27 protein-coding genes are annotated in these 26,978 nt (G+C 36.8%); 6 read left to right on the top strand and 21 right to left on the bottom strand.

All coding sequences use genetic code 11. From position 1 onward, the window contains the following. The first annotated feature begins 105 nt into the window (after window positions 1-105). The 3 genes from ACQKOF_RS15375 (at window position 106) to ACQKOF_RS15385 (ending at window position 1,499) form a co-directional block, all read left to right on the top strand. Window positions 106-546, top strand: a complete 441-nt coding sequence (locus ACQKOF_RS15375) for a MerR family transcriptional regulator (RefSeq protein ID WP_427558665.1) — start codon at window positions 106-108, stop codon at window positions 544-546. Then, window positions 533-886 carry a DUF4260 domain-containing protein gene (locus ACQKOF_RS15380; RefSeq protein WP_427558668.1) on the top strand — a complete coding sequence of 118 codons (354 nt, stop codon included), beginning with the start codon at window positions 533-535 and terminating at the stop codon, window positions 884-886. Before ACQKOF_RS15375 ends, ACQKOF_RS15380 begins: the two co-directional genes overlap by 14 nt. 370 nt (window positions 887-1,256) lie before the next feature. Further along, a complete protein-coding gene (locus ACQKOF_RS15385) occupies window positions 1,257-1,499 on the top strand; it encodes a YrdB family protein (RefSeq protein WP_427558670.1) in 243 nt (80 codons plus the stop codon). Between the two features lie 28 nt (window positions 1,500-1,527). Here ACQKOF_RS15385 and ACQKOF_RS15390 read toward each other — a convergent pair whose 3' ends face one another. From ACQKOF_RS15390 to ACQKOF_RS15420, 7 genes are all read right to left on the bottom strand, one after another. Beyond that, a complete protein-coding gene (locus ACQKOF_RS15390; RefSeq protein WP_427558673.1) occupies window positions 1,528-2,475 on the bottom strand; it encodes an MBL fold metallo-hydrolase in 948 nt (315 codons plus the stop codon). 104 nt (window positions 2,476-2,579) lie between these two features. After that, a complete protein-coding gene (locus ACQKOF_RS15395) occupies window positions 2,580-2,801 on the bottom strand; it encodes a hypothetical protein (protein ID WP_427558676.1) in 222 nt (73 codons plus the stop codon). 10 nt (window positions 2,802-2,811) lie between these two features. Further along, window positions 2,812-3,879: a LolA family protein gene (locus tag ACQKOF_RS15400; protein WP_427558679.1), complete on the bottom strand. Its 1,068-nt coding sequence runs from the start codon at window positions 3,877-3,879 to the stop codon at window positions 2,812-2,814. A 2-nt stretch (window positions 3,880-3,881) separates the two neighbouring features. Beyond that, window positions 3,882-5,327 (bottom strand): ATP-binding protein, encoded by a 1,446-nt coding sequence (locus tag ACQKOF_RS15405; RefSeq protein ID WP_427558682.1) that lies wholly within the window; start codon window positions 5,325-5,327, stop codon window positions 3,882-3,884. Continuing rightward, window positions 5,324-6,022: a response regulator transcription factor gene (locus ACQKOF_RS15410; RefSeq protein WP_427558685.1), complete on the bottom strand. Its 699-nt coding sequence runs from the start codon at window positions 6,020-6,022 to the stop codon at window positions 5,324-5,326. The genes ACQKOF_RS15405 and ACQKOF_RS15410 overlap by 4 nt, the downstream gene beginning before the upstream one ends. Window positions 6,023-6,515: 493 nt before the next feature. Then, window positions 6,516-7,532 carry an inorganic phosphate transporter gene (locus ACQKOF_RS15415; RefSeq protein WP_427558688.1) on the bottom strand — a complete coding sequence of 339 codons (1,017 nt, stop codon included), beginning with the start codon at window positions 7,530-7,532 and terminating at the stop codon, window positions 6,516-6,518. A gap of 15 nt (window positions 7,533-7,547) precedes the next feature. Continuing rightward, window positions 7,548-8,168 carry a DUF47 domain-containing protein gene (locus ACQKOF_RS15420; RefSeq protein WP_427558691.1) on the bottom strand — a complete coding sequence of 207 codons (621 nt, stop codon included), beginning with the start codon at window positions 8,166-8,168 and terminating at the stop codon, window positions 7,548-7,550. A gap of 388 nt (window positions 8,169-8,556) precedes the next feature. On the opposite strand from ACQKOF_RS15420, the gene ACQKOF_RS15425 reads away from it, so the two are divergent. Then, entirely contained in the window at window positions 8,557-9,324 is a 768-nt protein-coding gene (locus tag ACQKOF_RS15425) for a sulfite exporter TauE/SafE family protein (protein ID WP_427558694.1), read from the top strand. A 132-nt stretch (window positions 9,325-9,456) separates the two neighbouring features. Beyond that, window positions 9,457-10,839 (top strand): Na+/H+ antiporter NhaC, encoded by a 1,383-nt coding sequence (gene nhaC / locus ACQKOF_RS15430; protein ID WP_427558697.1) that lies wholly within the window; start codon window positions 9,457-9,459, stop codon window positions 10,837-10,839. Window positions 10,840-11,011: 172 nt separating this feature from the next. Here the strand turns inward: nhaC and ACQKOF_RS15435 are convergent, their stop codons facing one another. The 3 genes from ACQKOF_RS15435 to ytaF all read right to left on the bottom strand — a co-directional run bounded on the left by ACQKOF_RS15435 (window position 11,012) and on the right by ytaF (window position 13,966). Then, window positions 11,012-11,950 (bottom strand): LCP family protein, encoded by a 939-nt coding sequence (locus tag ACQKOF_RS15435; RefSeq protein WP_427558699.1) that lies wholly within the window; start codon window positions 11,948-11,950, stop codon window positions 11,012-11,014. A 311-nt stretch (window positions 11,951-12,261) separates the two neighbouring features. Continuing rightward, entirely contained in the window at window positions 12,262-12,918 is a 657-nt protein-coding gene (locus tag ACQKOF_RS15440) for a DUF1232 domain-containing protein (protein ID WP_427558702.1), read from the bottom strand. Between the two features lie 412 nt (window positions 12,919-13,330). Further along, window positions 13,331-13,966 carry a sporulation membrane protein YtaF gene (gene ytaF, locus ACQKOF_RS15445; protein ID WP_427558704.1) on the bottom strand — a complete coding sequence of 212 codons (636 nt, stop codon included), beginning with the start codon at window positions 13,964-13,966 and terminating at the stop codon, window positions 13,331-13,333. A gap of 347 nt (window positions 13,967-14,313) precedes the next feature. On the opposite strand from ytaF, the gene ACQKOF_RS15450 reads away from it, so the two are divergent. Then, entirely contained in the window at window positions 14,314-15,072 is a 759-nt protein-coding gene (locus ACQKOF_RS15450; RefSeq protein ID WP_427558707.1) for a class I SAM-dependent methyltransferase, read from the top strand. Window positions 15,073-15,229: 157 nt separating this feature from the next. On the opposite strand, the gene ACQKOF_RS15455 is transcribed toward ACQKOF_RS15450, so the two are convergent. The 11 genes from ACQKOF_RS15455 to nagE all read right to left on the bottom strand — a co-directional run bounded on the left by ACQKOF_RS15455 (window position 15,230) and on the right by nagE (window position 26,962). After that, window positions 15,230-15,553, bottom strand: a complete 324-nt coding sequence (locus ACQKOF_RS15455) for a YnfA family protein (protein WP_427558710.1) — start codon at window positions 15,551-15,553, stop codon at window positions 15,230-15,232. Between the two features lie 223 nt (window positions 15,554-15,776). After that, window positions 15,777-16,514 (bottom strand): sulfite exporter TauE/SafE family protein, encoded by a 738-nt coding sequence (locus ACQKOF_RS15460; protein WP_427558713.1) that lies wholly within the window; start codon window positions 16,512-16,514, stop codon window positions 15,777-15,779. A gap of 226 nt (window positions 16,515-16,740) precedes the next feature. Further along, window positions 16,741-18,258: a multicopper oxidase family protein gene (locus tag ACQKOF_RS15465; RefSeq protein ID WP_427558716.1), complete on the bottom strand. Its 1,518-nt coding sequence runs from the start codon at window positions 18,256-18,258 to the stop codon at window positions 16,741-16,743. Window positions 18,259-18,305: 47 nt separating this feature from the next. Next, window positions 18,306-19,349: a sensor histidine kinase gene (locus ACQKOF_RS15470; protein WP_427558719.1), complete on the bottom strand. Its 1,044-nt coding sequence runs from the start codon at window positions 19,347-19,349 to the stop codon at window positions 18,306-18,308. Further along, the gene (locus ACQKOF_RS15475) at window positions 19,346-20,008 is read right to left on the bottom strand and encodes a response regulator transcription factor (RefSeq protein ID WP_427558721.1); all 663 of its coding nucleotides are present in this window, start codon (window positions 20,006-20,008) and stop codon (window positions 19,346-19,348) included. Before ACQKOF_RS15475 ends, ACQKOF_RS15470 begins: the two co-directional genes overlap by 4 nt. A 125-nt stretch (window positions 20,009-20,133) precedes the next feature. Then, a complete protein-coding gene (locus ACQKOF_RS15480; protein ID WP_427558724.1) occupies window positions 20,134-20,727 on the bottom strand; it encodes a LysR family transcriptional regulator in 594 nt (197 codons plus the stop codon). 187 nt (window positions 20,728-20,914) lie between these two features. Then, window positions 20,915-22,627 carry a phosphoenolpyruvate--protein phosphotransferase gene (gene ptsP, locus ACQKOF_RS15485; RefSeq protein ID WP_427558727.1) on the bottom strand — a complete coding sequence of 571 codons (1,713 nt, stop codon included), beginning with the start codon at window positions 22,625-22,627 and terminating at the stop codon, window positions 20,915-20,917. Then, the gene (locus tag ACQKOF_RS15490) at window positions 22,624-22,890 is read right to left on the bottom strand and encodes an HPr family phosphocarrier protein (RefSeq protein WP_370044783.1); all 267 of its coding nucleotides are present in this window, start codon (window positions 22,888-22,890) and stop codon (window positions 22,624-22,626) included. Before ACQKOF_RS15490 ends, ptsP begins: the two co-directional genes overlap by 4 nt. Then, entirely contained in the window at window positions 22,887-23,591 is a 705-nt protein-coding gene (locus ACQKOF_RS15495; RefSeq protein ID WP_427558729.1) for a glucosamine-6-phosphate deaminase, read from the bottom strand. The genes ACQKOF_RS15490 and ACQKOF_RS15495 overlap by 4 nt, the downstream gene beginning before the upstream one ends. A gap of 52 nt (window positions 23,592-23,643) precedes the next feature. Continuing rightward, window positions 23,644-24,789, bottom strand: a complete 1,146-nt coding sequence (gene nagA / locus ACQKOF_RS15500; RefSeq protein WP_427558732.1) for an N-acetylglucosamine-6-phosphate deacetylase — start codon at window positions 24,787-24,789, stop codon at window positions 23,644-23,646. A 223-nt stretch (window positions 24,790-25,012) separates the two neighbouring features. Further along, on the bottom strand, window positions 25,013-26,962 hold the full coding sequence (gene nagE, locus ACQKOF_RS15505; RefSeq protein ID WP_427558735.1) for an N-acetylglucosamine-specific PTS transporter subunit IIBC: 1,950 nt from the start codon (window positions 26,960-26,962) through the stop codon (window positions 25,013-25,015). Between the last annotated feature and the right edge of the window lie 16 nt (window positions 26,963-26,978).

Genomic DNA, 26,978 nt, shown 5'->3' on the forward strand with positions numbered 1-26,978 from the left:
AACGACTGCCAATAAATGATCGTTTCACTTATTTTTTAAAATTTCAATTATCGTATTGACCTTGGAGCATACTCCAATGTTAGGATAAATTCAGGAGGTGCTCACATGCTTATCAAACAATTCGCAGCTAAGTATAATTTATCTACTGATACCGTACGTTACTATGAAAAAGAAGGATTACTACATCCAAATAAACAGGACAATGGCTATCGCGTGTATGATGTCACTTGTGAACATACAATAAAATTTATTTTAGTATTAAGAAAGGTTGGTTTTACATTACAAGAAATCAAACAGCTTCTTACACTAGAACATAAGCCCATTTCAGATTCCTGCAATCAAGAAACAGTACAGCTTTTCTCAGCAAAGATCACCCACATTGAACAGCAGTTAATTTTTTATCAGCAGGCACTACAATCCTTACAGCTCACTCAAACATTATTAGCTGAAGGAAAATACGCGGAAAATAAGTTAGTCATCGGTTCACTGATCGAGGATATGTATAATAAATTACAAGAAGGAAGTGGTCATCATGAAACTACGTAAAATTATTTCATTGGAATATTTAATAGCATTTTTAGGAAGTGTATTTTTCTACTGGCATTTTGAATTTTCGTTGCTATATTTTGTACTGTTTTTATTACTACCTGATATAACAATGCTAGGCTACATTGTAAACACTAAAGTTGGCGCGTTCTTTTACAATCTTGGTCATAGTTTAGTTGTTCCGGTCATTCTCTTGATTATAGGCTTTGTCACTGTATCGACACCGCTACTAATGGCCTCTATTATTTGGCTAGCTCATATATTTTTAGATCGTGCACTAGGCTATGGTTTAAAATATGATGAAGCCTTTACTAAAACTCATTTACAACAAATAGCTTAAGAATCGAAGTTGCGATCTTATCGGCGGTTTTGATAGTTTTATCAGCGATGTTTGCCGTTTTATCAGCGATTCTCGTACATTTATCAGCGATGTTTGACATTTTATCAGCGATTCTCGTACATTTATCAGCGTTGTTTGACATTTTATCAGCGATTCTCGCACTTTTATCAGCGATGTTTGACGTTTTATCAGCGATTCTCGTACATTTATCAGCGATGGGCTCATTTATCAGCGATTCTGTTCACTTTATCAGCGCTTATGTTTACCCTTTCAAAACCGATTTTTCGGAGGGATACTATGGTGTTGAATTTAGTTCTTCATTTTCTTTTAGAAATTTGTGTGATATTGGGGTATACAAACTGGGAAAGGCATGTTCTTCAAGCTTTTACTTGGCATTGGAGCACCCGCTTTGTTCGTAGTTATTTGGAGCATGTTCGGTTCACCTAAAGCAACATTTCCATTGAATGGGACTTTGCATTTTATGCTTGAATTTGTGATATTCTCTTTAGCCATCATAGCTCTGTATGCTACAGGACGATCACAATTAGCGACTATATTTGCCATACTACTCATCATTAATCAGATTTTATTGTCCGTATTTCATCAACGCTAAAAAATCCACGTTTTTAAAAGTGGATTTTTTAGCTTTTTTGAAGGTATTTATATATCGCTGTAAGATTAGCTTTAATACCGTTTACTCCCTTCCATTCCCTATACTCTTTAGGTATATCAAATTCAAAAATAAAATCTTCTAGTGACAATTTGTGTTGAAGAGCTTCTTTTGCGCGTTGAGTTATTAAAGAGAAATAATCAATTAATGTATCGCATAAAGCCATATCAGCAACATTACCATGACCAGGTACAATTACATTTATATCGATTTGTTTAACTCGCTGTAATATCGTCAAAAATTCTTCAGGGTTATAAATCGGTACATGTAAATCTTCTGTCGCTAAATCACCCATAAAAGCTATTTTTTCTTTAGGTAGGTACATAAATGTATCACTCGGTGAATGTCCTCCGCCTAAACAGTATAATTCCACAGTTCTATTGGAACCGGTGATGGTCAATTTCTCTTCAAACAACAAGGATGGTAACACAATTTGTAATTGAGATAAATCATCCAACACTTTCGTCATTTCTTCATATTGGTTGATTAAACTCGCTTTTAAAACGGTATCTTCTGTTGAATCGATTTGATTTTTCAGCTGAAACAGATAATGATTCATGTCCTGCTTTTCCTTCTCATAATCTTCAATCTTATTTTTTTCTTTGCACAATTTTTCTGTTACATATGTAGAAATAATCGTTGTATCTGAAAATACTTGATTTCCAAAAACGTGATCCCCGTGATAATGACTGTTTATCAAATACTTAACTTTCTTACCCATTAAACTTTCAGCTTGGCGTCTTAACTCTTCCCCCGCTGAAGGAGTACTTAGCGAATCAAAAACTAGAAGCTCGTCGCCTAAATCAATTATTCCTGCATTACTCCAAGCGCCTTGTCCTGGTTTAGCAATGGCAGCAAACACACCGTCACTTAAAGTATGCAAAGTAAAATATTTTGTTTCTACAATCTCCTGTTCCATTCATAGCTCCCCCTAGCAGTTTTTACATATTATAGCATTCAAACTGGAAGATAAATCAAGACAAAAAGAAAAAATCCACTCTTTTAAAGTGGATTTTCTTCATATTAAATAAGTCGCTTAATCTTCGTTTCATATAACGCAACAATTAATAAACCGCCAAGTATAGGGGTTAAAGAACTAAAACTGAAATAAAAACCTTCATCATTGTATTGTCCTAAGAAATGAAATTGCAGCCACGGGACGCCATATGTTTCACCTACACCGTATAAAAAAAATGTGCTAAATAAAAACAATGCGAGACATTTTATAAATTCATTTCTCTTCATACAATTCACCTCACTTAACGATGGTCATATGTTTTGCATAGGCTACAAGATCTTCGATTGTTTGCTTAGCATCTACATTAAAAATGCTATATTGATAGCCGTTTTCCTGCCAGCTAATAGAATGGAATTTTTTCTCGTCCATAACAGTACCTTTTTGACCTCGGATGTCCATTTCTTTTTCACCTTTAATAGACTCTACCTTCTTAGCATTACTATTTGCTTTAAAAACTGTTACTGAAATATCTTGCTGACCATTCTTCGAATAATTAAAGGTATACTCTGAACGATCTTCCATCCCTTTATCTAATGAAATTTCCTCCAAAGATAGTCCATTTTCTTCTGGCACCATTAAAAATTCGCCGAGCTGTTCTTTCACTGTATCCAGTGTCACTGACTCAGATTCAGGTAAACTTATTTCTTCCACTTTTGCATCCTTCGGAATATCAATTGTAAATTGTGCATCATCAATTTTTGCACTGTCATCCAGTTTCGTATACTCTGTTGTCATTTTATTTCCAGCACTATTTGTTGTTGTCTTTAACGTCACCCATGTTTTTTTATCAACCCATACTTCTATATCACCTAATAAAGAATCATCTTTTTTAGCTTTCGCGATAACTTTATACGTATCTCTTTCAGCAATCTTTTCCTCTCCTGCAATTTTCACATCATGTGTATCCTTTATTGCATTAAATAGTAATTCTAACTGATCTCTTTGTGATGGGAATTCATCTAACCCACCTTTGCTAATATCTATTTTATGAACAGTGTTTTTAACAATATCATACATAATAACCTGTGAGCCATTGTTGACTGCGATGCTATGCTCACCATTTTCAGCTGTTGTCTCTATACGTCGTTTACCATCTTTAGTCCACTCTTTGACTTGAGCTTTTCCACCAGCCTCGCCCATATCCATTGTGTATTCAGCGTAATAAGTAAGTGGTTCTTTCGTTTCCTGTAATGCATGATCAATAATTTCCTGTGGTGAATATGCCCCTTCGGTATTACAACCTACTAAGCTAAATGTTAGTGCGGCAACTAAGCCTGCTGCACGTAATGATTTTTTCCAATTCATTGTCAAATCTCTCCTTTAAATGATGGCAACCAGCAAAGTACAGCTGTTCCATTGCCTTCTTTCGATACAAGCTCTACTGTCCCACCATGCTTTTCTATTATTTGTTTTGCAATATTTAATCCTAGTCCAGTACCCCGCTCCCCGGCCTTTGTTCGTGCTGTATCTGCTTGGTACATGGGCTCGAATAACTTTTCGATATCCTCTTTTTTTACACCTTGCCCGCTATTTTGAACAATGATATACATACCATCCTGCTTATTTAGTGCTGGCGATACAAAATCAAAACACCATATAGAGCACTGTCCAGCATTCACGGCTGCTAGATCTATCGTTGTACCTACTGCTCCATAGCGCCAAGCATTACTCATTAAGTTGTCGATCACCCGTTGAAGCTGCTTCGGATGCACTGCATACATACCCTCTATGTCACAAGTAACTTCAAGCATAAATCCTTGATCCCTGCATAGTTGCTCATAATCAGACAGAGCCATTTCAAAAAACTCTGCCCCATCTACTGCAACAAGTTCTAAATGATAGCTTGTCGATTGCAATAAAGTGTACATTAGTAAATCCTCTAACATATGCTTCATCGTTTCTGACTTTGTTAAAATAATCTGTCGGTACTCGTCTTGCTGTTCTTCTGATAACGCCTTGCTTTGTAAAGACTCAGCATATGCTTGAATGGCTGTAAGAGGGGTTTTCAAATCATGGGAAATACTTGCAATCATTAACTCCTTTTGCAGTTGTTCAGTTTTTAAGTGAGCACGCGCAGTTTCAATTTCGTCCTGCATGGCAAGAAAGGTTTGGGCAAGTTCCCCAATTTCATCTTTTCTTGCCACTAAATTTGATTCCACATGCTCCCCCTTTGCAAAAGCACGCATTTGCCGCATCAGTTCATGTAACGGTCGATTTAATCTACGGTTAAGCAGCATCATAACTGCAAAATAAATAAGGAGAAATAATAATATAGAGCTAACTATTACAAGCCAAGAACGACTTTCTACGCCTTTTACCCAATCCGTCCTAACTAATTGAATCTCATAAACCCCAAGCAATTCTCCATCTTGATAAACAGGTTCTTTATAAGTAAAGGCATTGTAATTTTGCTTTAGCTCATATAAACCTTTAAAAATACTATCTTTAGAATCAAACACCTGTTTCAATGGATTAGAGGAATACAAACGTAAGCCTGATTTCGAGTAAAGTGTAATTGCGAGCTGATCATTCGTCAGTGCTTCAATATCTTTTATATCCGCATTTTTTGTATAATACATAGGATTTTCGAGAACAGATTTTACCTGATTGAGCTCTGTCCATTTTTCAAAATACTCAGCAACGTTTTTATCTTGATAATAGGCATTGATCCACACATAAAGGCTATAAGCACCTGTTATCGGTAAAACCATCACGATGAAAAAAGTGATGAGTAACCATGTTTTAATCTTCATAATAGTTCACCGATAAAGCGGTAACCCTTGCCCCATACTGTTTGTATATAATATGGTGATTTGACTGGATCTTTTAGCTTTTCTCGTAGCGCCTTTATATGTACTGTAACTGTATGTGTGTCATCTACGCTCATCTGTTGCCAAATATGCTGATAGAGCTCTTCTTTTGAAAAAGTTTGGCTTGGATTTTTCGCAAGTAGTTTTAATAGAGCAAATTCCTTTTGTGTCAAGGTAAGCTCTTCATTATCAAGGCGCGCTGTTTCCTTCTGCCAATCAATTTTTAAGCCGTGTATAAAGGATGTTACAGCTTCTGTCATTTCTTTTTTCGTATAACGTTTCCAGCGACGCAAGTGTGAGGCAACACGTGCCTTTAACTCTTCTAAGCTAAACGGTTTCGCTATATAATCGTCAGCGCCCTGCAAGCCCTCAACCTTATCTGCCTCTTCCTTACGCGCACTCATCATTAAAATAGGAACATCACTTTCCCACCGAATATTTTGGCAAACCGTAAGACCATCCATCTCAGGTAACATCCAATCGACTAACACTAAATCGAACGTATCGGCTTGAAAATCCGCTAGCCCTTCAAGTCCTGTTGTTGCCCAAGTAATTTGGTAACCCTCTTGCTCAAGCGTATCCTTCACAATACGCCCTATCGCCGTATCATCCTCAATCAGTAATAGCTTTTCTCTCATCTGTTTTCCTCCTGTAATAACCTTACTATGTAAAAAGACATTTTTTCTGAACTTTATACTTTCTTTATAATTACCATAGATTTGGTTATCCGTCACTTCTCGTTTTATGTTAGTCGGACAGGGTGAGGTATCCTTCTCCTTCTGTTGTATCCGTCGGTTTGAGCTGACTTTCCGTTGCTTCGCCTTTTCTTTCCGTCGTTCTGCTCGAGCTTTCCGTCGCCTTCTTTCCCATCCGTCGGTCTGCTCGAGCTTTCCGTCGCCTTCTTTCCCATCCGTCGGTCTGCTCGGACTATCCGTCGCTTCGCCTTTTCTTTCCGTCGTTCTACCCTGACTTTCCGTCGCTTCGCCTTTTCTTTCCGTCGTTCTACCCTGACTATCCGTCGCTTCGCCTTTTCTTTCCGTCGTTCTACCCTGACTTTCCGTCGCCTTCTTTCCCATCCGTTTAATCAAACAAAAAAGGAATGCACGCAATTTGTGCATTCCTTCCATTCAGTTAGAAAAATAAACTTAAAATAAAGTAAATAGTTGCAGCCATGACTGCTGAAATTGGCATGGTGATTACCCATGTTGTCACGATTTTTCGTGCCATGCCCCATTTAACACCTTTAACACGGTGTGCTGTTCCTACTCCCATGATAGATGAAGAAATAACATGTGTTGTAGATACTGGTAAGTGAATTAATGTCGCACCGAAGATGATGGATGCAGAAGCTAGGTCTGCTGCTACCCCGTTTACTGGACGGATTTTCATAATCTTGCCGCCGACTGTTTTGATGATTTTATAACCACCTACAGAAGTACCAAGACCCATCGCACATGCTGCTGCAAAACGTACCCATAGAGGAATATCGTCTGTATGATGCAAGCCTCCTGCAATTAAAGCGAGCGTAATAATCCCCATCGCTTTTTGCGCATCGTTTGTACCATGAGTAAATGATTGTAAAGCGGCTGTACCAATTTGCATTGTTCGGAAGCCTTTATTCGTTCGATATAAATTTGTATCCTTAAATAAAACTTTCATTAAAGTCATCATTAAGAAACCGACTGCAAACGCAAGTAATGGCGAGAAAATAAGTGCCTGAAGGATTTTTATAAAGCCGCTATAGTTCAATATATGAAAGCCAGCAGCCGCAATGGCAGCACCCGCCACTGAACCGATTAATGTATGCGATGAACTAGACGGAATTCCAAAGTACCATGTTACTAAATTCCAAGTAATCGCTGATAATAATGCCGCTAAAATAACGACAGAACCTGTAATATCTCCATCAAAAGCATTTAAGCTGAACGGGTCAACAATATCCTTTGTTAATGCTTTTGCTACCCCAACGAATGTAATAGCTCCAACGAAGTTCATAAGGGCAGCCATATATACTGCTGTACGTGGCTTCAAAGCTCTCGTTGATACAGAAGTTGCTATTGCGTTGGCTGTATCATGGAAGCCGTTAATAAAATCAAACACAAGTGCGAACATAACGACTAATATTGTTATCAGTAATATCGTATCCATTTCTTACACTCCATCTTACGCGTTACGCATAATTATTGTTTCAATTGTGTTCGCTACAGTTTGACAGCAGTCTGCAATATCCTCAAATTGTTCGTAGATACTCTTGAACACGATGATACGCATCGGATCTTTTTCTTGAATAAATAATTGCTTCATAGACGAGCGGAAAATTTCATCACATTCACGCTCATAGTCCTTAATTTGAATAGCATGTTTACGCATATCAACAAGCTTTTTACTATTTAATAGCTCCATTGCTTGAACCATTTCGTCTGTACTTTTCGCAATATATGTTAAGAATTGGCGCATCGGATCTGTAACTTCAGTTAAATTATACATATCAAAATGAGCAATACAGCCTTCCATACCATCAATGACATCATCTAATTTATTGGCAAGTGATAAAATATCTTCACGCTCAATAGGTGTCATAAATGATTTATTGAGCATAACGATAAGCTCGTGAATTAATTTATCTCCACTTGTTTCATATTGCTTCATTGTGTCTGCGATTTCTTTTAATGCATCTATATCTTGAATACGAGCATTATGTGCATAGTAAATACCTTCTTTGACATTTTTAGAAATGTTTAATAATGCTTTAAAAAATGGATCTTGCTTGTTTGAGTTGAACATCATGTTCCTCCTGTTGAATGAATATTGTCGATTTCTGCAATCATCATAACAAAACTTTCACATAATTCTACAGATTTTTAAAGATAAAATAGTTGAATTTACAAAAATGTAATATACAATTTGCCACAATTATTTTTAGGTACTTTTCCAAGTTGAAAACGTTGGAAACTCGATAACAAAAATTATCGTTTTTTCTTTAAATATTACCGTTTTTTCTTTTGTTTTTATAAAAATACTTGAAAAAACTTTTTTTCTTCTATTTTTTCATCGTTATCAATGTTAAGGAATTGTAAACGATATTTACATTCCTCCATTGTCATTTATTACAAATCGCAGTACTGTTATAAGAAAAGTGTATCTTACAAATAAGGATGTGAGTATCATACATATGGACATCGATTTACTATCACTTGGGATACTTTTAGTACTTGGCTTTATCGCGTCGTTTTTAAATGCAATTGTTGGTGGCGGAGGATTAATTTCATTACCTGCGCTTATGGCTGTTGGTTTACCTCCAAGTACAGCAATTGCCACAAACAAACTCGCCAATACAATTAGCAATGGGACTAGCATGTTAACTTTTTTACGAGCTGGCAAGGTTGACGTTAAAAAGAATAAGAAAATAATGCCTTTTATATTTATTGGTTCATTCTCTGGTGCATACACGGTGCATCTCGTATCACCGGCTATTTTAAAGCCTCTAATGCTTGTTATGCTCGTCCTTGTTACCGCTTATACAATTTTCAAAAAAGATTGGGGTCAACAACCTGAAGAACTTACATTAAGTACTGTGAAGAAACTTGCCTTTATTGGCGCTTTTGCTGCTGTTGGTTTTTACGATGGTTTCTTCGGACCTGGCACTGGTTCCTTTTTTATTTTTATTTTATTGATGATGGGAAATGATTTTTTGCAAGCTGCAGGTAATGCTAAAGCCTTTAATTTCACATCGAACTTAGCCGCACTTGCTATGTTTTTGCTATTAGGAAAGGTAAATTTTTTATACGGCTTACCGATGGGCTTCGTCATGATTTTCGGTGCAATCATGGGTTCGAAATTTGCGCTGAAACGTGGGACAAAAATGATGCGTATTATTTTTATCATCATGACTTGTACATTAATCGTCAAAAATGCATGGGATTATTTCAGTATTCATTAGGGTGTACTTTTAAAAATACTTCTGATTTTATTGACAAAAATTATCAGTCAATTGACAAAATTTATTTGCGTGCTATAATACTTTTGGGCTTCACCGCATTGAAGCGAAGAAGTAACTATTAGGAGGATTAGCATGTTTCGAATTGCAGCAAAGAGTAACCCTCGATTTATCGAGGCAAGCTTTATTATACTTTTAATTATTGCCACGATGGCATTCAGTATTGGGTATTTAAAAGCAACACCCCATATACCTATTTTTCTTGTCATTTCACTTTTAATTGCCTATGGATTACTAAAAAAAGTTCCGTTTCGTGAGCTTGAAGCTGGGATGGTTGCAGGTGCAAGTGCTGGACTTGGAGCAGTTTTTATTTTCTTCTTTATTGGTATTCTAATTTCAAGCTGGATTATGGGCGGCACTATTCCAACGCTCATCTATTACGGTTTTTTAACGGTTTCACCAAGCTTTTTCTTTGCAATTGTATTTTTGATTTGTAGTATCGTTGGTGTTTCTGTTGGTAGTTCTTTAACTACAGTAGCAACTGTGGGCGTTGCCTTTATGGGAATTGCTGGTGCATTGGACATCTCTTTAGCTATAACAGCTGGTGCAATTGTTTCAGGAGCTTTCTTTGGTGATAAAATGTCTCCGCTATCGGATACAACAAATCTTGCATCTGGTACGGTTGGCGTAGATCTTTTCGAGCATATTAAAAATATGGGTTGGACAACGATTCCAGCTTTCGTGATCTCATTCGTCCTTTATGCAATATTATCGCCAACAGAAGCAAATACTTCATTTGAAACAGTTGATAAATTTAAAGAGGGCTTACTGTCAACTGGACTTATTCATTGGTATACATTATTGCCAATTGTTGTGCTTGTTATTATGACTTTTTATAAAGCGCCTGCACTTATCACACTCGCAGTCGTCTCAATTATTGGTGTTGGACTAGCCTATATACAAGAACCGATTGCACTATCAAATGTCTTTAAAATGCTTTTTGAAGGCTATAAATCTACTACGGGAAATAAAGATGTGGATGCATTACTGAGTCGCGGTGGTATGAACAGTATGCTATTTACAATTGCCTTAGTCTTATTAGCTTTAACAATGGGTGGTCTATTATTTACGCTCGGCATTATTCAAAGTATTTTAGCGAAGGTAGAGAGCCTCTTTAAAAGTGCTGGCTCTGTTATTACAGGAGCTGCCATTACGGGGATTGGTGTTAACACATTAATTGGTGAGCAATATTTATCCATCCTACTTACTGGTGAAGCATTTAAAGCACAATTTGAGAAGGTAGGGCTGGCCCCTAAAAATTTATCTCGTGTTATGGAGGACGCAGGTACTGTAGTCAATCCTCTTGTCCCGTGGAGTGTTTGTGGTATTTTCATTGCTAGTGTACTAGATATACCAACAACAACTTACCTACCATTTACCTTCTTCTGTCTACTCGGACCAATTTTGACGGTCATCTTTGGTTGGAGCGGTAAAACATTAACGAAGCTTGAAAAATAAGATGGGTAGCTGATGAATTCGTCAGCTACCTTTTTTCTTTAGTGTCTTTCAGCTTTGTGAACTTTATTAAAATAACAAAAAGAGTATGCTTTGAAAAACTGTTCAAAACATACTCTAATTTTATTGTGTATTGCTTGATGCCCTTGTTTCTTAAGATGAAACGTCGTCTATCTTAGTCATTTTTTTCATTGTCCTTTGATGATAAAAACTCTTCTAATGCCTGTTTGTTTTTATCTAAGTCAATATCCAAGACGTCACCTACATCTGCTCGTTTGTCTTCATAAGCATTTGCAACAGGAATTCGTAAAGTGTCCATACCTTTAGATTTCCCATTTATTATCCCTTTTCCGATTGTAAGGATTGTTTTATTATCAACATTCGTATCAAAGTATGAATCTGCAACCCCAAGTATTTTTGGTAAATTCATTAAACTTGAAACACCGATTTGTTCTTTAACCTTACCCAAAACCTCTTGCTGGCGTTCCACTCGCCCAAAATCACTTAAACGATCGTGGCGGAATCGTACATAGCCTAATAACTCATTACCATGTAAAACTTGTTCCCCAGGATGTAATGTCATACCAATTCCATGGGACATTTCATAAGGAATATCAACCTTAATCCCATCGGGTGCTAAAAGATCTATAATTTTAGGGAATCCTTTAAAATCCACGACAGCGTAGTAATTAACATCTATATCAAAATTTTGCTGAATTGTTTTCCTTACAAGTTCAGGTCCCCCAAAAGCAAAAGCAGCATTTATTTTATTCATTCCGTAATCTGGGATGTCGACATACGTATCCCTCATAATAGAAATCAGTTTTACATCATTTGTCGTTTGATCATAGTGTGCAATCATTAAAGAATCCGATCTACCATCCTCGTCTCTAGCGTCACTTCCTATTAATAGCACATTAATCTGACCAAATTGCACATCTGCACCTTCGAATGGATCAAACGTCTTTCCGTCATCTTTATAAGGACCATCGTCTGCCATAGCCAATCCACTATTGTATTGATAAACTCCATAAATAATCCCTGCTACGATTACTAATGCGAATGCTAAGAACAAGTTTCTTAGCCATTTACGGCTCTTTTTGCTTCTTTTCATAAATCAATCCACCTATCATATCAATTATGCCTCGGCATAATTGCGTCCGGAATCGGCTTTGTGCTTAGGCTGACACGATGTCGATCATTTCGGTTATGCCACAGGACGTGGCGTTTTTACCGATGCAGGTCAGTTAGCCGTTATCGCATGGATGCGATGATTTTAGGCTAACAACCTTTAAGTACTCCTTTCCGATTCCGTGACACCCGCCGGAGGCTTTAACTTCTTTCAGCTCTCCACCTATAGAGGTGGGAAACTTTAACTGCCGTTTCACTTACGCTACAAAAGACATTAGCTGAAAGAAGTAAAATCTAAGTTATGTTTTTTAGTAATGCCTTTGTAGTAAGTTGTACAGCTATTGCATCGTCTAAATAACCAATAGGAAATAAATAATCCGGTATAACATCTACTGGAATAATAAAATATAATAATGTACTTCCAATTAAGGTTAGTTCAAAAAGTGTTCCTTTTCCCGATGTGAATTTCTCATATAGCTCTTTTAATTGGCTTATAAATGGACCTATGCTTCCTACACTCTTAATTTTTTCATCAAAATCCTTAAGAATCGTATTTTTACCTTCTTCTGTTTGCGCATATAATCCATAGCTTTCTAGTTTCTGTTCAACATTTGATACCGAAAATTGATCATCGTAAACATTTGAAGATTTAAGAAGAGCTTGTATTGCATCAACAGACGTATGAATGTCTGAATCTGCATCTGATTCTTCTTGTTTCTGTTCAATCGGGTATCCTGCTGCTTCAAAAAGATTGATTAAAGGAACTTCAAGGCAGTCAGCAAATTTTTCTAAATGTTGTGGTGTCGCTTTTCTCTTATCATTTATTATCCGTGAGATCGTAGCTGTATCGATTCCAGTGAGTTCACTAAACTTCCGCATAGATAATGAACGTTCTTTCAATAACTCTCTCAGCAATAAACCAAGTGTATTACTGTTTCTCTGTTCAGCCATTTTCGATTCTCCCTTCTTACAGTGACTAACATGACTTAAAGCCGTTGTTTAACAAATCAATTATGCCTCGATCGGCTTTGTGCTTGCACAAAGCCGATTCCTTGACATCCGCCGGAGGCTTTAACTTCTTTCAGCTCTCCACCTATAAAGGTTGGAAACTTCTGTAACTGCCGTTTCACTTACGTTACAAAAAACATCTGTAGCTGACGTTTCGCTTACGTTACAAAAAACATCTGTAACTGCCGTTTCACTTACGTTACAAAAAACATCTGTAGCTGACGCTTCGCTTTCGCTACCAGAACGCTTGCTAAAAGAAGTTAAATTATCATTCTCAAGAAGTGTATAATTACGTTGACATTTTGTCAACATATAAAACATTTACGACTCGATATAATTGCGTCGTTGAAAGAAGTTAAAAGAAAGCTGCAAAAGCAATTATTAATAACATTACTCCACTAATAATTGTTCCAAATTGCCCTACAGTAAATGTGCCGATCCGAACATCCGCTACTTTACTTCCTAAATTGACACCTAACCAAACCGTAATAAAACTCCCAATTGCAGCAAGTATCGAGATGACAAGCGGCGAAAGGCCGAGTAAACCTGCACCTACCCCATTCGTAAGTGCATTCGCCGATAAGGCAATGCCGAGAAGTACAGCTTCTCCCCATCCAATTTCCCCAGACTTATTGAATTGAGCTTCCTCGGGATTTCTTAAAATATCTTGAACATTATTATTGGACTGCTTTTCATTGTTACTATCCACTATTGAAGTTTCTTGTTTCCGCGGTTTAGCCAAAAGAATAATCCGAATACCGATTATAAATAGTAATAACGCACCGATGACCACGGGAAGTATACCAGGAAGAATTTTTGACATCCATACACCAAATGAAATGCCTCCCATACTCATAAGAAAACAAATGACCGAGATTAAAATATTTTTATCAAATCTAACATTTATCTTTCGAATCCCGTAAGAAAGTCCGACACCAAAATTATCAATACTGGATGAAAAAGTAAAAGCCAAAATGATTAACCAATTCACTCAACCACACCCTTTATTTTTTTATATCATATTATTCGTGTTGACAAATGGTGTCTAAATATCTAAAAATGTTGACAAAAAAACAACAATATTTTGGTAACACAATAAAGTGTGCGAAGTAACAAAACAAAAGCAATATTGGCTTATCAACATAACGTGAGGTTGATTTACATTCCGGCAGGGCTTTCAATGAGCCGATTGAGTCAATGGATATTAGTCAGAAGCAGTATCGCATTATTACAGATTTTATCCCTCCTATATTCCAATTCGGAATCAAAACTGATAATTTTACGCATTTTTGTTCAATTAAGCTCTCTGTTATGCTGAAACAAAGGAGATGAGGGACAATGACAACAATATGGAATGCCAGTTTATATGATCAAAAGCATGACTTTGTTTCAAAATTTGGAGGGAGCTTAGTGGATTTGCTTGCACCACAAAAAAAGGAAAGTATTTTAGATGTCGGCTGTGGTACAGGTGATTTAGTCCATGAAATTGCTGCTCTTGGTGCCCATGTTCAAGGGATAGATGCATCCAATGACATGATTATCGGTGCACAGCAAAAATACCCAGACATTACTTTTCACACAATGGATGCTACCGTACTTCATATGACAAAACAATTCGATGCAGTCTTTTCAAATGCTGCATTACATTGGATGAAACAGCAGGATAAAGTCATTCAAAACATTTACAGCGCACTGAAACAAGGTGGTCGTTTCGTCGCTGAAATGGGTGGACACGGTAATATTTCTTCAATTGTTTGGGCACTTGAAAAAAGTATGGAGGAATTAAAACTTTCTTATATTGAGGAATATTTCCCGTGGTATTTTCCTACTTTAGAAGAATATCAGTCGAAATTAGAAGATGTAGGATTTACAGTTGAAATGATAACACTATATGAGCGCCCAACACCGCTTCAAGGCGAGGATGGGCTGCATAATTGGCTAGTGATGTTCAGTAATAATATGCTTCAGCATTTATCAGAAACTGAAAAAGAACAAATTTATGACAAATGCGAAGAATTATTAAAGCCAAAGCTTTATCAGGATCATCAATGGATTGCTGATTATTGCCGATTACGCTTTGTTGCAATAAAAAAATAACATCTTTTACACATGAAATCGCAGAAATCATTGACGAATAACGTGGCACGTAAAAACGCTTGGAAAATATCCAAGCGTTTTTTCTTTATAATTTGTTTAAAATTCCCGACTATATTTCGTAATGTCGGTCATCATCACAAATGTAACATTCTACCTATCATGAACGAGGTATTAAAATCACCAAAATACCAATCAAACAAATGCCAGCTCCAACCCAATCCAAGATGTCTGGTTTTTCTCCGTCGATTCCCCAGCCCCACAAAATGGAAAGGACAATAAAGACACCTCCATAGGCTGCGTAGACTCTTCCAAAGCTTGGGAAGGACTGAAAAGTAGCGACAACTCCATATAAAGCCAACACAATCCCGCCTATAACTCCCCAATAAAATGGTTTACCTTCTCTTAACCAAAGCCAAATTAAATAGCCGCCCCCTATTTCGCCAATTCCTGCGAGGATAAATAATAATGTTGCACCAATCATTTTTTTCACTCTTTCTGTATATATTTAAAAAAAATTTTAGTATTGTCTGCTCTATTATACATAAAAGCACGTTACGAATATTGAAATCAAAAAATTCCGCTATTCTCCTGTGTACGATCGGTAAGAGGTGGTTTAATTAAACGGTGGGATTCGAAATATTGAAAGTAGATATTGCTATTATGTTTGAATAAACTACCCTTCCCTTTCTTGCTTCTTCCTCTCTTTAATACAATCCCCAGTATGTAATCGTATCCGTAACGCCTATAAAAATCAGAATAACACCCGCTACAATTTGAATCACTCGTCCCATTTTCATGCTTGTACGCATAATGAATCTTTTTGCGTCAAATAAATGAATAAGTCCCAGCATCACTAGTAGTGGTACAGAGGTTGCTATACCAAAAATGGCAGGCAAAACTACCCCATACGAAGAGGTTGCGACTGTTGGCATTAACCATACGAAAAATAGCACAAACATCGTAGGACAAAAGGCTATGGAAAAACTAGCACCCATCAGAAAGGAGCCCAATTTCACCTCTTTTAAAACAGACGGAATATACTTAGGAATTCGATTTAGAAATTTCAATTTTAAAATTCCAATTAGCACGAGTCCTGTTATGAGCATGATTGGACCAATCGCTTTACGAAAAATAGGGAAATACTTAGTCATCTCAGTTTCAAAGGACTGATCGAATAACCAAGCGAAGAAACCTATTAAACTAAATACGACGACTTTCCCTAGTATAAAAAATACAATTTCTTGCCAATTGTTTTTCATTTGCACTGTACGATTTCCATAAAAAGTGATAGCACTCATATTCCCTGTTAATTGACAAGGTGCTAAAGCGCCTATTAATCCAAGAAGAATCGCAATTATGAATGGGGAATGTTCATAAGAATTCAAAAAAACTGTACTCGGTCCACTAATGGCTTGGCTTATTTTTGACATTAAACTATACATCTATAAACACCTTCTATTTTTTATTAAAGTAAGATTACAGATTTAGTACCTCTAGTTATTTACTGCTTCTTGTATATCAGATGACAAACTGCTTAAAACGCCTCAATATCCGCTCGTTAAAAAATAGCTATTCACTATTATCATTCACAAGAACATAAAAGAAAAATCCCGTATTAAAAATTAACACAGGATTTTAATCAAAAAATTTTTTAACTACAATTAAGCATTACTCCACCTTAATTTGACCCATCATTCCATTATCCTCATGCTCTAAAATATGACAATGGAACATGTAGACGCCCTTATGTTTAAATTGTACAGCTATTTTTACTGTCTCATCTGGTTTTACGGAGATAGTGTCCTTCCATCCTTGTTCATTTTCAGGTGGCTTTGTCTCATCACGAGAGAGTACTTTAAATTGTGCTCCATGAATATGGAACGGATGAATCATGCCGCCCATCATATCCGGTTTATTATAAATTTCCCATACCTCGGTAACCCCTTGTTTTTGGGTAAAATCAATTCTTTCCGGATCAAATTTCTTTCCGTTTATCGTGACCATGTCCATCATTCCAAAGAGTTCCACTTTTTTTGTGACAGGTAGATCCATTTCTTTATCTTCTAATGAAAGATCATTCAATTTTTTAGGTACCATACTCGTTTCTCCACTTTGATCAGTAACTACAAATGGTAAAAGGACAGATCCATCCTCATTTATTAAAGCTAGGTCATTAACATCCTTAATTTTTGAAAAGTCAACTACGATTTCTGCCCTTTCGGATGGCGTTAGTGTAATCTCTTTTAAAGAAACCGGTTCATTCAAGAAACCACCATCTGTTGCGATTTGAAGAAAGGAATCCCCAGTACTCAATTTAAAGGTATAATTTCTCGCATTTGACCCATTTAATAAACGAAGACGCACTTTCTCTTTGTTTACAGTCAATTTAGGATTGAGCGTTCCATTAATTAACAATGTATCTCCAATCGTTCCGTCTGTGTTCATTGTAGCGCTATAATTCAATTGCTTCTTATCATCAAATATTCTATCTTGGAAAATCAAGGGGAAATCGTTCTTCCCATAATCATTTGGCAATCCAAGACTTTTTGAATGTTCATCTTCAATATAAACCAAGCCTGCCAACCCGTTATATACCTGTTCAGCTGTTTTCCCATGTGGATGAGGATGGAACCATAGCGTCGCCGCTTCCTGATTCACTTTAAATTCGAGGGTATTTTCTTCGTCTGGTTTAAGAATGCTTTGTGGACCACCATCTTTTTCCCCTGACACCTCTAATCCATGCCAATGAAAAGTTGTATCCTCATCAAGTTCATTGATAGTTCTAATCTTTACGGTTTCACCTTTTTCAAGACGAATCATCGGTCCGAGAAACGATCCGTTATACCCATACGTATTTGTTTGAACACCATCGAATATTTCTGTTTTTCCTTTTTGTGCCCTAACTGTGTATACAACTTCATTCTTATTATTACGTTTAAGTTCAGCAGGGATTTTCACTTCATTTACTCCTGTCGAATTGTTTAAACTTACGACATTGCTATGACTCTCATGTCCCTTCATCTTGTCATGGTCCATGTCTTTCATATCTTGTGAAGTGTGATCCATTCCTTCCATCTTCATAGAGGAATGATCCATATCCTTCATATCGTTACTATTTCCTTGGCTACAAGCCCCAAGTATGCCCAAACTCGCAATAATACCTGCTGCTAATGCTATTTTCCTCATGTCAACCATTCCTTTCACCTTAAGTATATAGAACAGTTGTGTAGGAATTATGTAGAAAACGGCATTTGTATACAAAATGTTGTTCCGATATTTTTCTCACTTTTGACGGAAATTGTACCGTTATGTGCTTCCACTAGTTTTTTGGTAATTGTCATACCAATACCATTGCCAGTATATCGATTTTCCACTCGGTAATTTCGTTCAAAGATTTTTTTACTTATTTCTTCATCCATACCAATTCCATTATCATGTATAAGAATTATATAATCGTCACTTTCTTTAAATAATTTGATTAATATCATGCCATCTTTTTGAACATGATACATAGCATTTTTTATAATATTGTGTAGAATTTGATTCAATCTCAAGACATCTACCTTTGCATTGATTGTTTTGTCTAAATCCAATTCTACCTGTATTTCTTTTTCAAGTAATTCACTTGCCAACGCAATAACAGACTTTTCGATTACATTAGCAATCGATTGCTCTTTCATGATGACCTTAAATGTAGGATTACTAATATCATTTAATGTATCTAATTCTCCAACAAGAAGAATTAGCCTATCAATTTCCTCAACACATGCTTTCAAACGATCTGGAGTAGCTGTCCAAATTCCATCTTCAAATGCACTCAAATAGCTTTTTATTGAGGCTAATGGATTACGAATTTCATGGGCAAGATCCTGTGTCATTTCTTTACGACGGAGTTCATAAGCGTTTAACGTTTCATCTAGTTTCATCAATGATCTACCTAATTGACCAATTTGATCATTAATGGTATAGCTTATCTTTAAGTGACGGTCTCCACGCACTAGTCTTAACGCAAAGTGATTCAGTTCTTGGATAGGTTTCGTTAATGTTTTTGCAATTAACAAACTAGAAATTAGTATAAAAATAAGCAAAAGGCCTAATGACCACATTGCCGTTTCCCTTAATGCCATGTCAAAGTGGTGAATTAATTCTTTAGAATCTGTAATATGAAGCATCATCAAATGTTCATGACCTTTATAAAGTAATATCCCTGTGATGAATAAAAGTATGCTTGTAGAAAAGATAGCTATAATTAAGGCAATTTTTATATGAAATTTCATTGATTTATAACCTTTTCATTTATTTTGTATCCCAAACCAAAAACAGTCTGGATGTACTCTTCCTTCATTTTTTTACGAATATTTTTAATATGTTGATCCACAATACGTGGATTTATGTTCAAATCAAAACTATATATTTTTTGAATGATATCATCCCTGCTAAAAACCTTTTTAGGATTTTCAGCCAGTAATAGTAAAATGCTAAATTCATGTGGCGTGAGCTGAATACTTTGATGATTTACAAATACTTTTCTCTCATCTTTATGGAATTCCAACTGTCCTAAAATAATAATTTGTTTTTTATGTGAACTAGGTAACAACCTTTCAGCTCTTATTAATATTTCTTTAGGATGAAATGGTTTAACTACATAGTCATCTGCACCCATTTCAAATCCAATTACCTTATCATCAATAGAGATTTTTGCTGTAAGCATAATCACAGGAATATCGTAATTTGATTTTACATATTGGCAAATGTCTTCTCCAGCCATATCCGGCAACATTAAATCTAAAATAATCATATCAAGAGGTACTTGATCTATCACTTGGATTGCGGATTCTCCTGTATGTGCAATATATGTATGATCTCCGTTATTTTCAAAATAAGATGCCAATACCTCTGTAATCTTTTCTTCATCATCTACGATTAACACTATCATTTTCCAATTACACCAACTTTGTATAAGAAATTAAAGAATATTATAAACAATTAAAAACGTTTCATTCAAACAATTTCTCAGTCCACTATTTATCTTTTTTTAGTACTTAAGGTCATGAAAATATTTCAGCGGATGTTTGGACACCCGCTGAAAGAAGTTAAAATAGTTTCCTGCTGTAAAAGAGTCCGTGCATCTATCGCCTTTTTTGATATCGGAGCAATCAATTGTAGTGGTTCCTGTGCGAGAAGAACTGTGTGAAGATCACGCGTTGATGTCAATTTTGATAAACCGATATCTACTACGCCAGCATATACCGCTTCCCCAATTTCATTGGACTTTAACAGTTCGATCATTATTTGAATGGAAGGTTTTTGCTGCTGAAATGTATGAATGATCACTGGCAATGTAGAATTGGCAATTTGCGGTGCGACACCAATCGTTAACTGGGACGTATAACCATTCAAGAAGGATACAGTATTTTGTAATCCTTCATCAATCATTGCCATCATTTTCTCTGCGTGTTGAAGGAAGTGAGCACCAATATGATTTAATTTCACATGCTTCCCCTGTCTATCAAAAAGTGTTGTTTGTAGGTATTTTTCTAGGTGTCGAATATGCTTAGAAACTGTTGATTGTGTAATAAAGCGTTGTTCTGCCGTCTCACGAAAATTCTCTGTTTTCGCAGCAACAATAAAAGTTCGTAACCATTCTGTTTCCATAAATAGGCCTTTCTAGTTTTTCATTCATTATATCGAATTCTATTTACATCTTGAAACCTTTTCTAAAAACTGGCGACTGTTCATCCCAAAACATTTACTTGAAATTGTACAATTAAAAAAGCAGTTGAAGATTCCCAATTTCTTGTATCTTCAACTACTATTATGTTGTCTCATGGCTTTTATATAATTAGTTAACAGCTTGCTTTACTTTATCTAACACTTCATCGGATGTTGCTAATTGTAACGCTTCTGTTACTAATGCTTGCATATCCGCTATAGATAAATTTTTAATTAAGGAACGTGTTTTTAAAATGGATGTTGCACTCATTGAAAATTCATCTAGACCTAAACCAAGTAATAGTGGTACAGCATATTCGTCACCTGCCATTTCACCACACATACCGGCCCATTTCTTTTCTTTGTGTGCTGCATCAATGACTATTTTAACCAAACGTAAAATAGCCGGATTATAAGGTTGATATAAATAAGATACTTTTTCGTTCATACGATCCGCTGCCATCGTATATTGGATTAAATCATTCGTACCAATCGAGAAGAAGTCCACTTCTTTCGCAAAAATATCTGCCATCACTGCCGTCGAAGGAATTTCAACCATAATGCCGATTTCAATCTGTTCGCTAACAGCTACGCCTTTTGCAAGTAGGTTTTCCTTTTCTTCTAAAAGAATCCCTTTCGCGTCACGGAATTCTTGCAATGTTGCAATCATAGGGAACATAATTTTTAGGTTACCATAATTGGATGCACGTAATAATGCGCGCAATTGTGTGCGGAAAATGTCTTGATGATCTAGACATAAACGAATCGCACGATGGCCGAGAAACGGATTCATTTCATCTTGGAGTGGTAAATAGGGTAAATTTTTATCTCCACCAATATCAAGTGTACGGATGACAACCGCTTTCCCTTTCATTCCTTCTAATACCATTTTATACGCTGTAAATTGTTCGTCTTCTGACGGTAAGTTTTCTCGTCCCATATATAAAAATTCTGTACGATATAAACCGATTCCTTCACCACCGTGACGAAGTACACCTTCTAAATCATTTGGTGACCCAATGTTTGCAGCTAGTTCAACTTGAACTCCATCTTTGGAAATCGTTTTTTCATTTAGTAATGTTGCCCATTCTACTTGTTGAGCAGTAAAGTTTTCCGCTTTTTTTCTATAGGTTGCAACAACGTCTTCTGCTGGGTTCACAAGTACATCACCGGTTAAACCATCCACGATTAATAAATCACCATCTTGAATGGACGTCGTTGCTGTACCTGTCCCTACAACGGCAGGAATTTCAAGTGAACGTGCCATAATGGCAGAGTGAGATGTACGACCACCAATATCCGTTGTGAAGCCAAGCACAAAGTTACGGTCCAATTGTGCTGTCTCAGAAGGTGTTAAATCATTTGCTACAACAATCACCTGTTCACTAATCTTACTTGGATTTGGAATATGTACACCGAGTAAATGTGCTAAAATGCGGTTTGATACATCTTTAATATCTGCAGCACGCTCACTCATATATTCGTCGTCCATACCTTCAAATAATGATACAAACATCGTTGAAACTTCACTCAATGCATATTCTGCATTCACCGCTTCATCAGCAATTTTTTGTTTGATAGGTCCAATTAATTCTGGATCTTTTACGACAAGTAAATGTGCACCGAAAATTGCTGCCTCTTCCGCGCCTAACTTTTCATGCGTTAGCTGTTGAATTGCGGCTAACTCTTCTTCTGTTTTTTCGAGCGCTGCCGCTAAACGTTGTTGCTCTGCATCAATATCCTGAATAGTTATTTTCGTAAACGTTAAATCCGGTTGAACTAAACGATATGCTTTCGCAATGGCAATGCCGTCAGATGCGGCAATACCTTTGAGTTGTATCATTGTGCTAGCCCCGTTTCTGAAATTAAATTCGTTAATGCAGTAAACGCTTGTTCTTCATCCTCCCCCTCTACTTGTAGTGTAAATGTTGAACCTTGTTTTAGGGCTAATCCCATAACGCCTAAAATAGATTTTAAATTTGCCGTTCTTTGTTCTGTCTGCAATTCTATAGAAGAAGCAAATGGTGTTGCTGCTGCTACAAGCTGGCTAGCTGGACGTGCGTGAATTCCTTGTGGGTCTACTACTGTAAATTGTTTTGTTTTCATTGTTCATTCTCCTCTTTTTGTAAATCTGTTAAAATGATAACATTTGGATGTTTTGTTAATACACTTGCTGGTACATCTTCTGTATATTCAGATGCAAGCACACGTTCTAATACATCACGTTTTGCTTCTCCAACTGCGATTAACAAAATGCACTTAGCGCGCATTATGGATTGAATCCCCATCGTAAATGCTTGGGTTGGAACTTCATCAATCGAATCAAAGAAGCGTGCATTTGCTTGACGTGTTGATTCTTCAAGCGTTACAAGATGTGTCAACGAATCAAAAGATGTTCCTGGTTCATTGAAACCGATATGACCATTTTGTCCAATACCAAGTAATTGAAAATCTAATGGAAGCTGCTGTAATAATGATTCATAGCGCGCCGCTTCCTCTGTAGGATGATCAGCTAAACCATTCGGTAAATAGGATTCTTTAAATGGTTTGTTGTGAAATAAATGTTTGTACATATAATATGCGTAACTTTGTTCATGTTTAGCACTTAGTCCAACGTATTCATCTAGATTAAAGCTAATACAATTAGTGAAATCGATATTAGTCTCACAAATTTTACTATATAACGGTTCCATTGTACCACCTGTAGCTAGACCGAACGTTGTAGCACCCTCATTTTTAGCATTCACGATAATGTCTACTGCACGAGCGTATAAATCTTCTTTTGAAGCAAAGCGTTCCAGTCTCAATTTCTATTCCCCCTTATTTATTTTTTAATCCTAATAACTAGCATACGACTTCTTAGGCTTCGTAGATTACCTTGCCAGCCTTAATTGTTTGTTGCAACATTAAATGTTCATCCAGAATTACAACATCCGCATCAAATCCTTGTTCGATTTGTCCTTTGTTTGCCAATTTTAGTTGTTTTGCTGCATTGTAGCTCGACATTTTAACTAGTTCTTCTAACGTGCAGTTCGTGATGAGTTGCATATTCCGTACAGCTTGGTCCATCTTCAATACACTACCAGCAAGAGCTCCATTTGATAAATGAGCTCCACTTTCGGAGACGTGAACCATTTGACCACCTAAGTCATAATCTCCATATGGCATTCCTTTTGCTCGCATCGCATCGGTAATTAAAATAATACCATCTGCTCCTTTTAAACGATATGCCATATCCACGGCATCCTTGTGCATATGAATAAAATCAACAATGATTTCTGCCTTAATTTCCTCTAATAATAATACGCCACCGACAACACCTGGATCTCGATGATGGAATGGGCGCATTTGGTTGTATAAATGCGTGCCTTGTGTTGCACCATGCTGAACCGCTTCTTTCATTTGTTCAAATGTTGCATCAGAATGACCAATTGATACAACCACACCGCTTTCTGCAATTGCTTGAACTACCTCAAATCCATTTGGTTCTTCTGGCGCCATTGTAATTTCTTTAATTTTATTGGCACTCATGTTTTGCCACTTTGTAAAAACAGCGAAATCAGGTGGTACAACATGTTCAAGCGGCTGTGCACCTACACGCTTTTTTGATATAAAAGGACCTTCTACATGAATACCTAGAAGTTCTGCCTCATCTGGATTTGAAGTAAACTGCGCAATATTTTCAATGGCACGTTCAATATTTTGATAGCTTTGTGTCATAGTCGTTGCTAAAAAGCCTGTTGTACCTTCTTTGGCAAGTGATTTCGCCATCGTATGAAGACCTTCATTCGATGCATCCATCGTGTCCATTTGAGCAGAGCCATGAATATGCATATCGATATAACCAGGGACTAAAAATTTCCCTGTACCATCTAATAGTTGCACATGATCTGCGTTAATTCTTTGCGCAATCAGTGCAATTTTCCCATCCTTTATGAAAACGTCGACACATTCCTTTCGTCCATTTGCATTGACGACTGTGATGTTACGGATTAATAAATTCATTAAAAACATCTCCTAGGATTGATAGAAGATACTGTCCTAAAACTAAAAATAGTATATTTGAAGCAATCTTATCAATGCTAATATTTTTAGATAGCGATAATATCCGCATAGCTTCCTGTGGGATAAAGATGTGACTCATGCTTTCCCACAGAAAGTATAGCGGATTTACTATTAATGCATCTTCATTTTTAGATGGACCTTTTTAGACAGCATCTCTTGTTTGTTACTTCTTCATCGAAATAATATTATGAGAGCCTGCTCGTTGGAAACCAGTTTTTTCAAGTATTATTTCTTGTCCCATTAAACTTGTGAAAACAACTGGTGTGACGATAGACGGTACTTTGTCTTTAATACTTTCAAAATCAACTTTCAATAAAGTATCACCACGTTGAATTAATTGACCCTCTGTAACCATCGCTTCAAAACCTTCACCATTTAGAGTGACCGTATCTAAACCGACATGAATTAATATTTCCACACCTGTATCAGATTTTAAGCCGATCGCATGCTTCGTTGGAAAAATCATCACTACTTGTCCATCAAATGGCGCATGAACTGTACCACTCTGTGGATGAATGCCAAAACCAGGTCCCATTATACCTGATGAGAACGCTTCATCTGGCACGTCAGATAACGGAATTAGATCTCCTGTAATTGGCATTTCAAAATCATTAGAAGGAATTGTTCCTTCTGCTGTTATTTCTTCTTCAACAGGCACTTCTTTTTGTAAATCTACATTTGTAGGAGCTGGATTCCCCCTTTTCAGGCGATCTTTCATGGCTTCTGCCAAAAACTCTACGGATGTACCGATAATCACTTGTACATTTGTCTTACTAATACGCATAACACCACGTGCACCCGCTTGTTTTAATGTTTTTTCATCCACCTGATTCGCATCACCTACAGTCATACGAAGACGTGTTGTACAGTAATCGACTTGCTTAATATTTTCTTGTCCACCTAATGCTTCAATTGTATGGAAAGCACGTACATCTAAATCATCTGAAACAGCTGAAGCAACATCTGCCCCTTCTTCATCTTCGTCTTCACGACCTGGTGTTTTTAAGTCTAGTTTTTTGATTAAGAAATAGAAAACGACAAAGTAAATAGCTCCGAAACCTAATCCCAAAGGAAGTAATAGCCATGGACTATCTGCTAAACCAAAGTTTAAAAGATAGTCAATTAAACCTGCGGAAAAAGCGAAACCATCACGGAATCCAATCAAATAGGCAACGGCAAGCGAAATACCTGTTAAGACTGCATGGATCCCATAAAGTACTGGAGATAAGAACATAAATGTAAATTCAATAGGCTCTGTTACACCTGTTAAAAATGCTGTCAAACCGATGGAGACGAACATACCACCGACTACTGCACGATTTTTCTTTTTCGCTGCAAAGTACATCGCAAGACACGCTGCTGGTAATCCAAACATCATAATTGGGAAGAAACCTGCTTGGAAATGTCCTGCTGTTGGGTCTCCTGCTAAAAAACGATGAATATCTCCTTTGACAAGCTCGCCTGCAGCATTTGTAAATTCACCAAAGTCAAACCAAATTATCGTATTAATAACATGATGTAGACCGACTGGAATTAATAGCCGATTTAAGAAACCATACATTCCAACACCAAGTGCTCCTGCATCGATTAACCAGTTCCCTACCGCATCGATTCCACCTTGGATAGGTCCCCACACAACAGCTAAAATAGTACCAGCTAAAATCGTCATAGTAAGGGACGTTATAATGGGTACAAAACGTCGTCCTCCAAAGAACGATAGCCATTCTGGGAATTTCACATTATAAAACTTGTTATAAAGTAAGCCTGCTGTAATACCTGAAAGAATACCACCAAATACACCCATATTCAGTTCTGCATTTACAGATTTTAACACCGCGACTAACACTAGCTGTGCAATGGCGCCCGCTAATGCTGCACCACCACTATTATCATGTGCTAGGCCCATCGCGATACCGATCGCAAATATAATAGGTAAATTACCCAAAATCGCATCACCAGATGCTGCCATAATACTTGCAATATGCTTAATAACGTCATTTGACACTGCACCAAGCATGTCGTCAGAGCCTAAGCGTAACAGTATTGCAGCTGCTGGTAATGTAGCGATTGGAAACATTAACGACTTACCGATTTTTTGTAAGAAAGCTAACATTATTCATCCCCCTTTG

The organism is Lysinibacillus sp. NPDC093190, assembly GCF_050280425.1.
Classification (GTDB): Bacteria; Bacillota; Bacilli; order Bacillales_A; family Planococcaceae; genus Lysinibacillus.

What these genes read in the sequence shown, in the direction of transcription:
- ACQKOF_RS15375 (WP_427558665.1), top strand. Translation starts at nt 106, where the DNA reads ATGCTTATCAAACAATTCGCAGCTAAGTATAATTTATCTACTGATACC.
- ACQKOF_RS15380 (WP_427558668.1), top strand. Translation starts at nt 533, where the DNA reads ATGAAACTACGTAAAATTATTTCATTGGAATATTTAATAGCATTTTTA.
- ACQKOF_RS15385 (WP_427558670.1), top strand. Translation starts at nt 1,257, where the DNA reads ATGTTCTTCAAGCTTTTACTTGGCATTGGAGCACCCGCTTTGTTCGTA.
- ACQKOF_RS15390 (WP_427558673.1), bottom strand. Translation starts at nt 2,475, where the DNA reads ATGGAACAGGAGATTGTAGAAACAAAATATTTTACTTTGCATACTTTA.
- ACQKOF_RS15395 (WP_427558676.1), bottom strand. Translation starts at nt 2,801, where the DNA reads ATGAAGAGAAATGAATTTATAAAATGTCTCGCATTGTTTTTATTTAGC.
- ACQKOF_RS15400 (WP_427558679.1), bottom strand. Translation starts at nt 3,879, where the DNA reads ATGAATTGGAAAAAATCATTACGTGCAGCAGGCTTAGTTGCCGCACTA.
- ACQKOF_RS15405 (WP_427558682.1), bottom strand. Translation starts at nt 5,327, where the DNA reads ATGAAGATTAAAACATGGTTACTCATCACTTTTTTCATCGTGATGGTT.
- ACQKOF_RS15410 (WP_427558685.1), bottom strand. Translation starts at nt 6,022, where the DNA reads ATGAGAGAAAAGCTATTACTGATTGAGGATGATACGGCGATAGGGCGT.
- ACQKOF_RS15415 (WP_427558688.1), bottom strand. Translation starts at nt 7,532, where the DNA reads ATGGATACGATATTACTGATAACAATATTAGTCGTTATGTTCGCACTT.
- ACQKOF_RS15420 (WP_427558691.1), bottom strand. Translation starts at nt 8,168, where the DNA reads ATGTTCAACTCAAACAAGCAAGATCCATTTTTTAAAGCATTATTAAAC.
- ACQKOF_RS15425 (WP_427558694.1), top strand. Translation starts at nt 8,557, where the DNA reads ATGGACATCGATTTACTATCACTTGGGATACTTTTAGTACTTGGCTTT.
- nhaC (WP_427558697.1), top strand. Translation starts at nt 9,457, where the DNA reads ATGTTTCGAATTGCAGCAAAGAGTAACCCTCGATTTATCGAGGCAAGC.
- ACQKOF_RS15435 (WP_427558699.1), bottom strand. Translation starts at nt 11,950, where the DNA reads ATGAAAAGAAGCAAAAAGAGCCGTAAATGGCTAAGAAACTTGTTCTTA.
- ACQKOF_RS15440 (WP_427558702.1), bottom strand. Translation starts at nt 12,918, where the DNA reads ATGGCTGAACAGAGAAACAGTAATACACTTGGTTTATTGCTGAGAGAG.
- ACQKOF_RS15450 (WP_427558707.1), top strand. Translation starts at nt 14,314, where the DNA reads ATGACAACAATATGGAATGCCAGTTTATATGATCAAAAGCATGACTTT.
- ACQKOF_RS15455 (WP_427558710.1), bottom strand. Translation starts at nt 15,553, where the DNA reads ATGATTGGTGCAACATTATTATTTATCCTCGCAGGAATTGGCGAAATA.
- ACQKOF_RS15460 (WP_427558713.1), bottom strand. Translation starts at nt 16,514, where the DNA reads ATGTATAGTTTAATGTCAAAAATAAGCCAAGCCATTAGTGGACCGAGT.
- ACQKOF_RS15465 (WP_427558716.1), bottom strand. Translation starts at nt 18,258, where the DNA reads ATGAGGAAAATAGCATTAGCAGCAGGTATTATTGCGAGTTTGGGCATA.
- ACQKOF_RS15470 (WP_427558719.1), bottom strand. Translation starts at nt 19,349, where the DNA reads ATGAAATTTCATATAAAAATTGCCTTAATTATAGCTATCTTTTCTACA.
- ACQKOF_RS15475 (WP_427558721.1), bottom strand. Translation starts at nt 20,008, where the DNA reads ATGATAGTGTTAATCGTAGATGATGAAGAAAAGATTACAGAGGTATTG.
- ACQKOF_RS15480 (WP_427558724.1), bottom strand. Translation starts at nt 20,727, where the DNA reads ATGGAAACAGAATGGTTACGAACTTTTATTGTTGCTGCGAAAACAGAG.
- ptsP (WP_427558727.1), bottom strand. Translation starts at nt 22,627, where the DNA reads ATGATACAACTCAAAGGTATTGCCGCATCTGACGGCATTGCCATTGCG.
- ACQKOF_RS15490 (WP_370044783.1), bottom strand. Translation starts at nt 22,890, where the DNA reads ATGAAAACAAAACAATTTACAGTAGTAGACCCACAAGGAATTCACGCA.
- nagA (WP_427558732.1), bottom strand. Translation starts at nt 24,789, where the DNA reads ATGAATTTATTAATCCGTAACATCACAGTCGTCAATGCAAATGGACGA.
- nagE (WP_427558735.1), bottom strand. Translation starts at nt 26,962, where the DNA reads ATGTTAGCTTTCTTACAAAAAATCGGTAAGTCGTTAATGTTTCCAATC.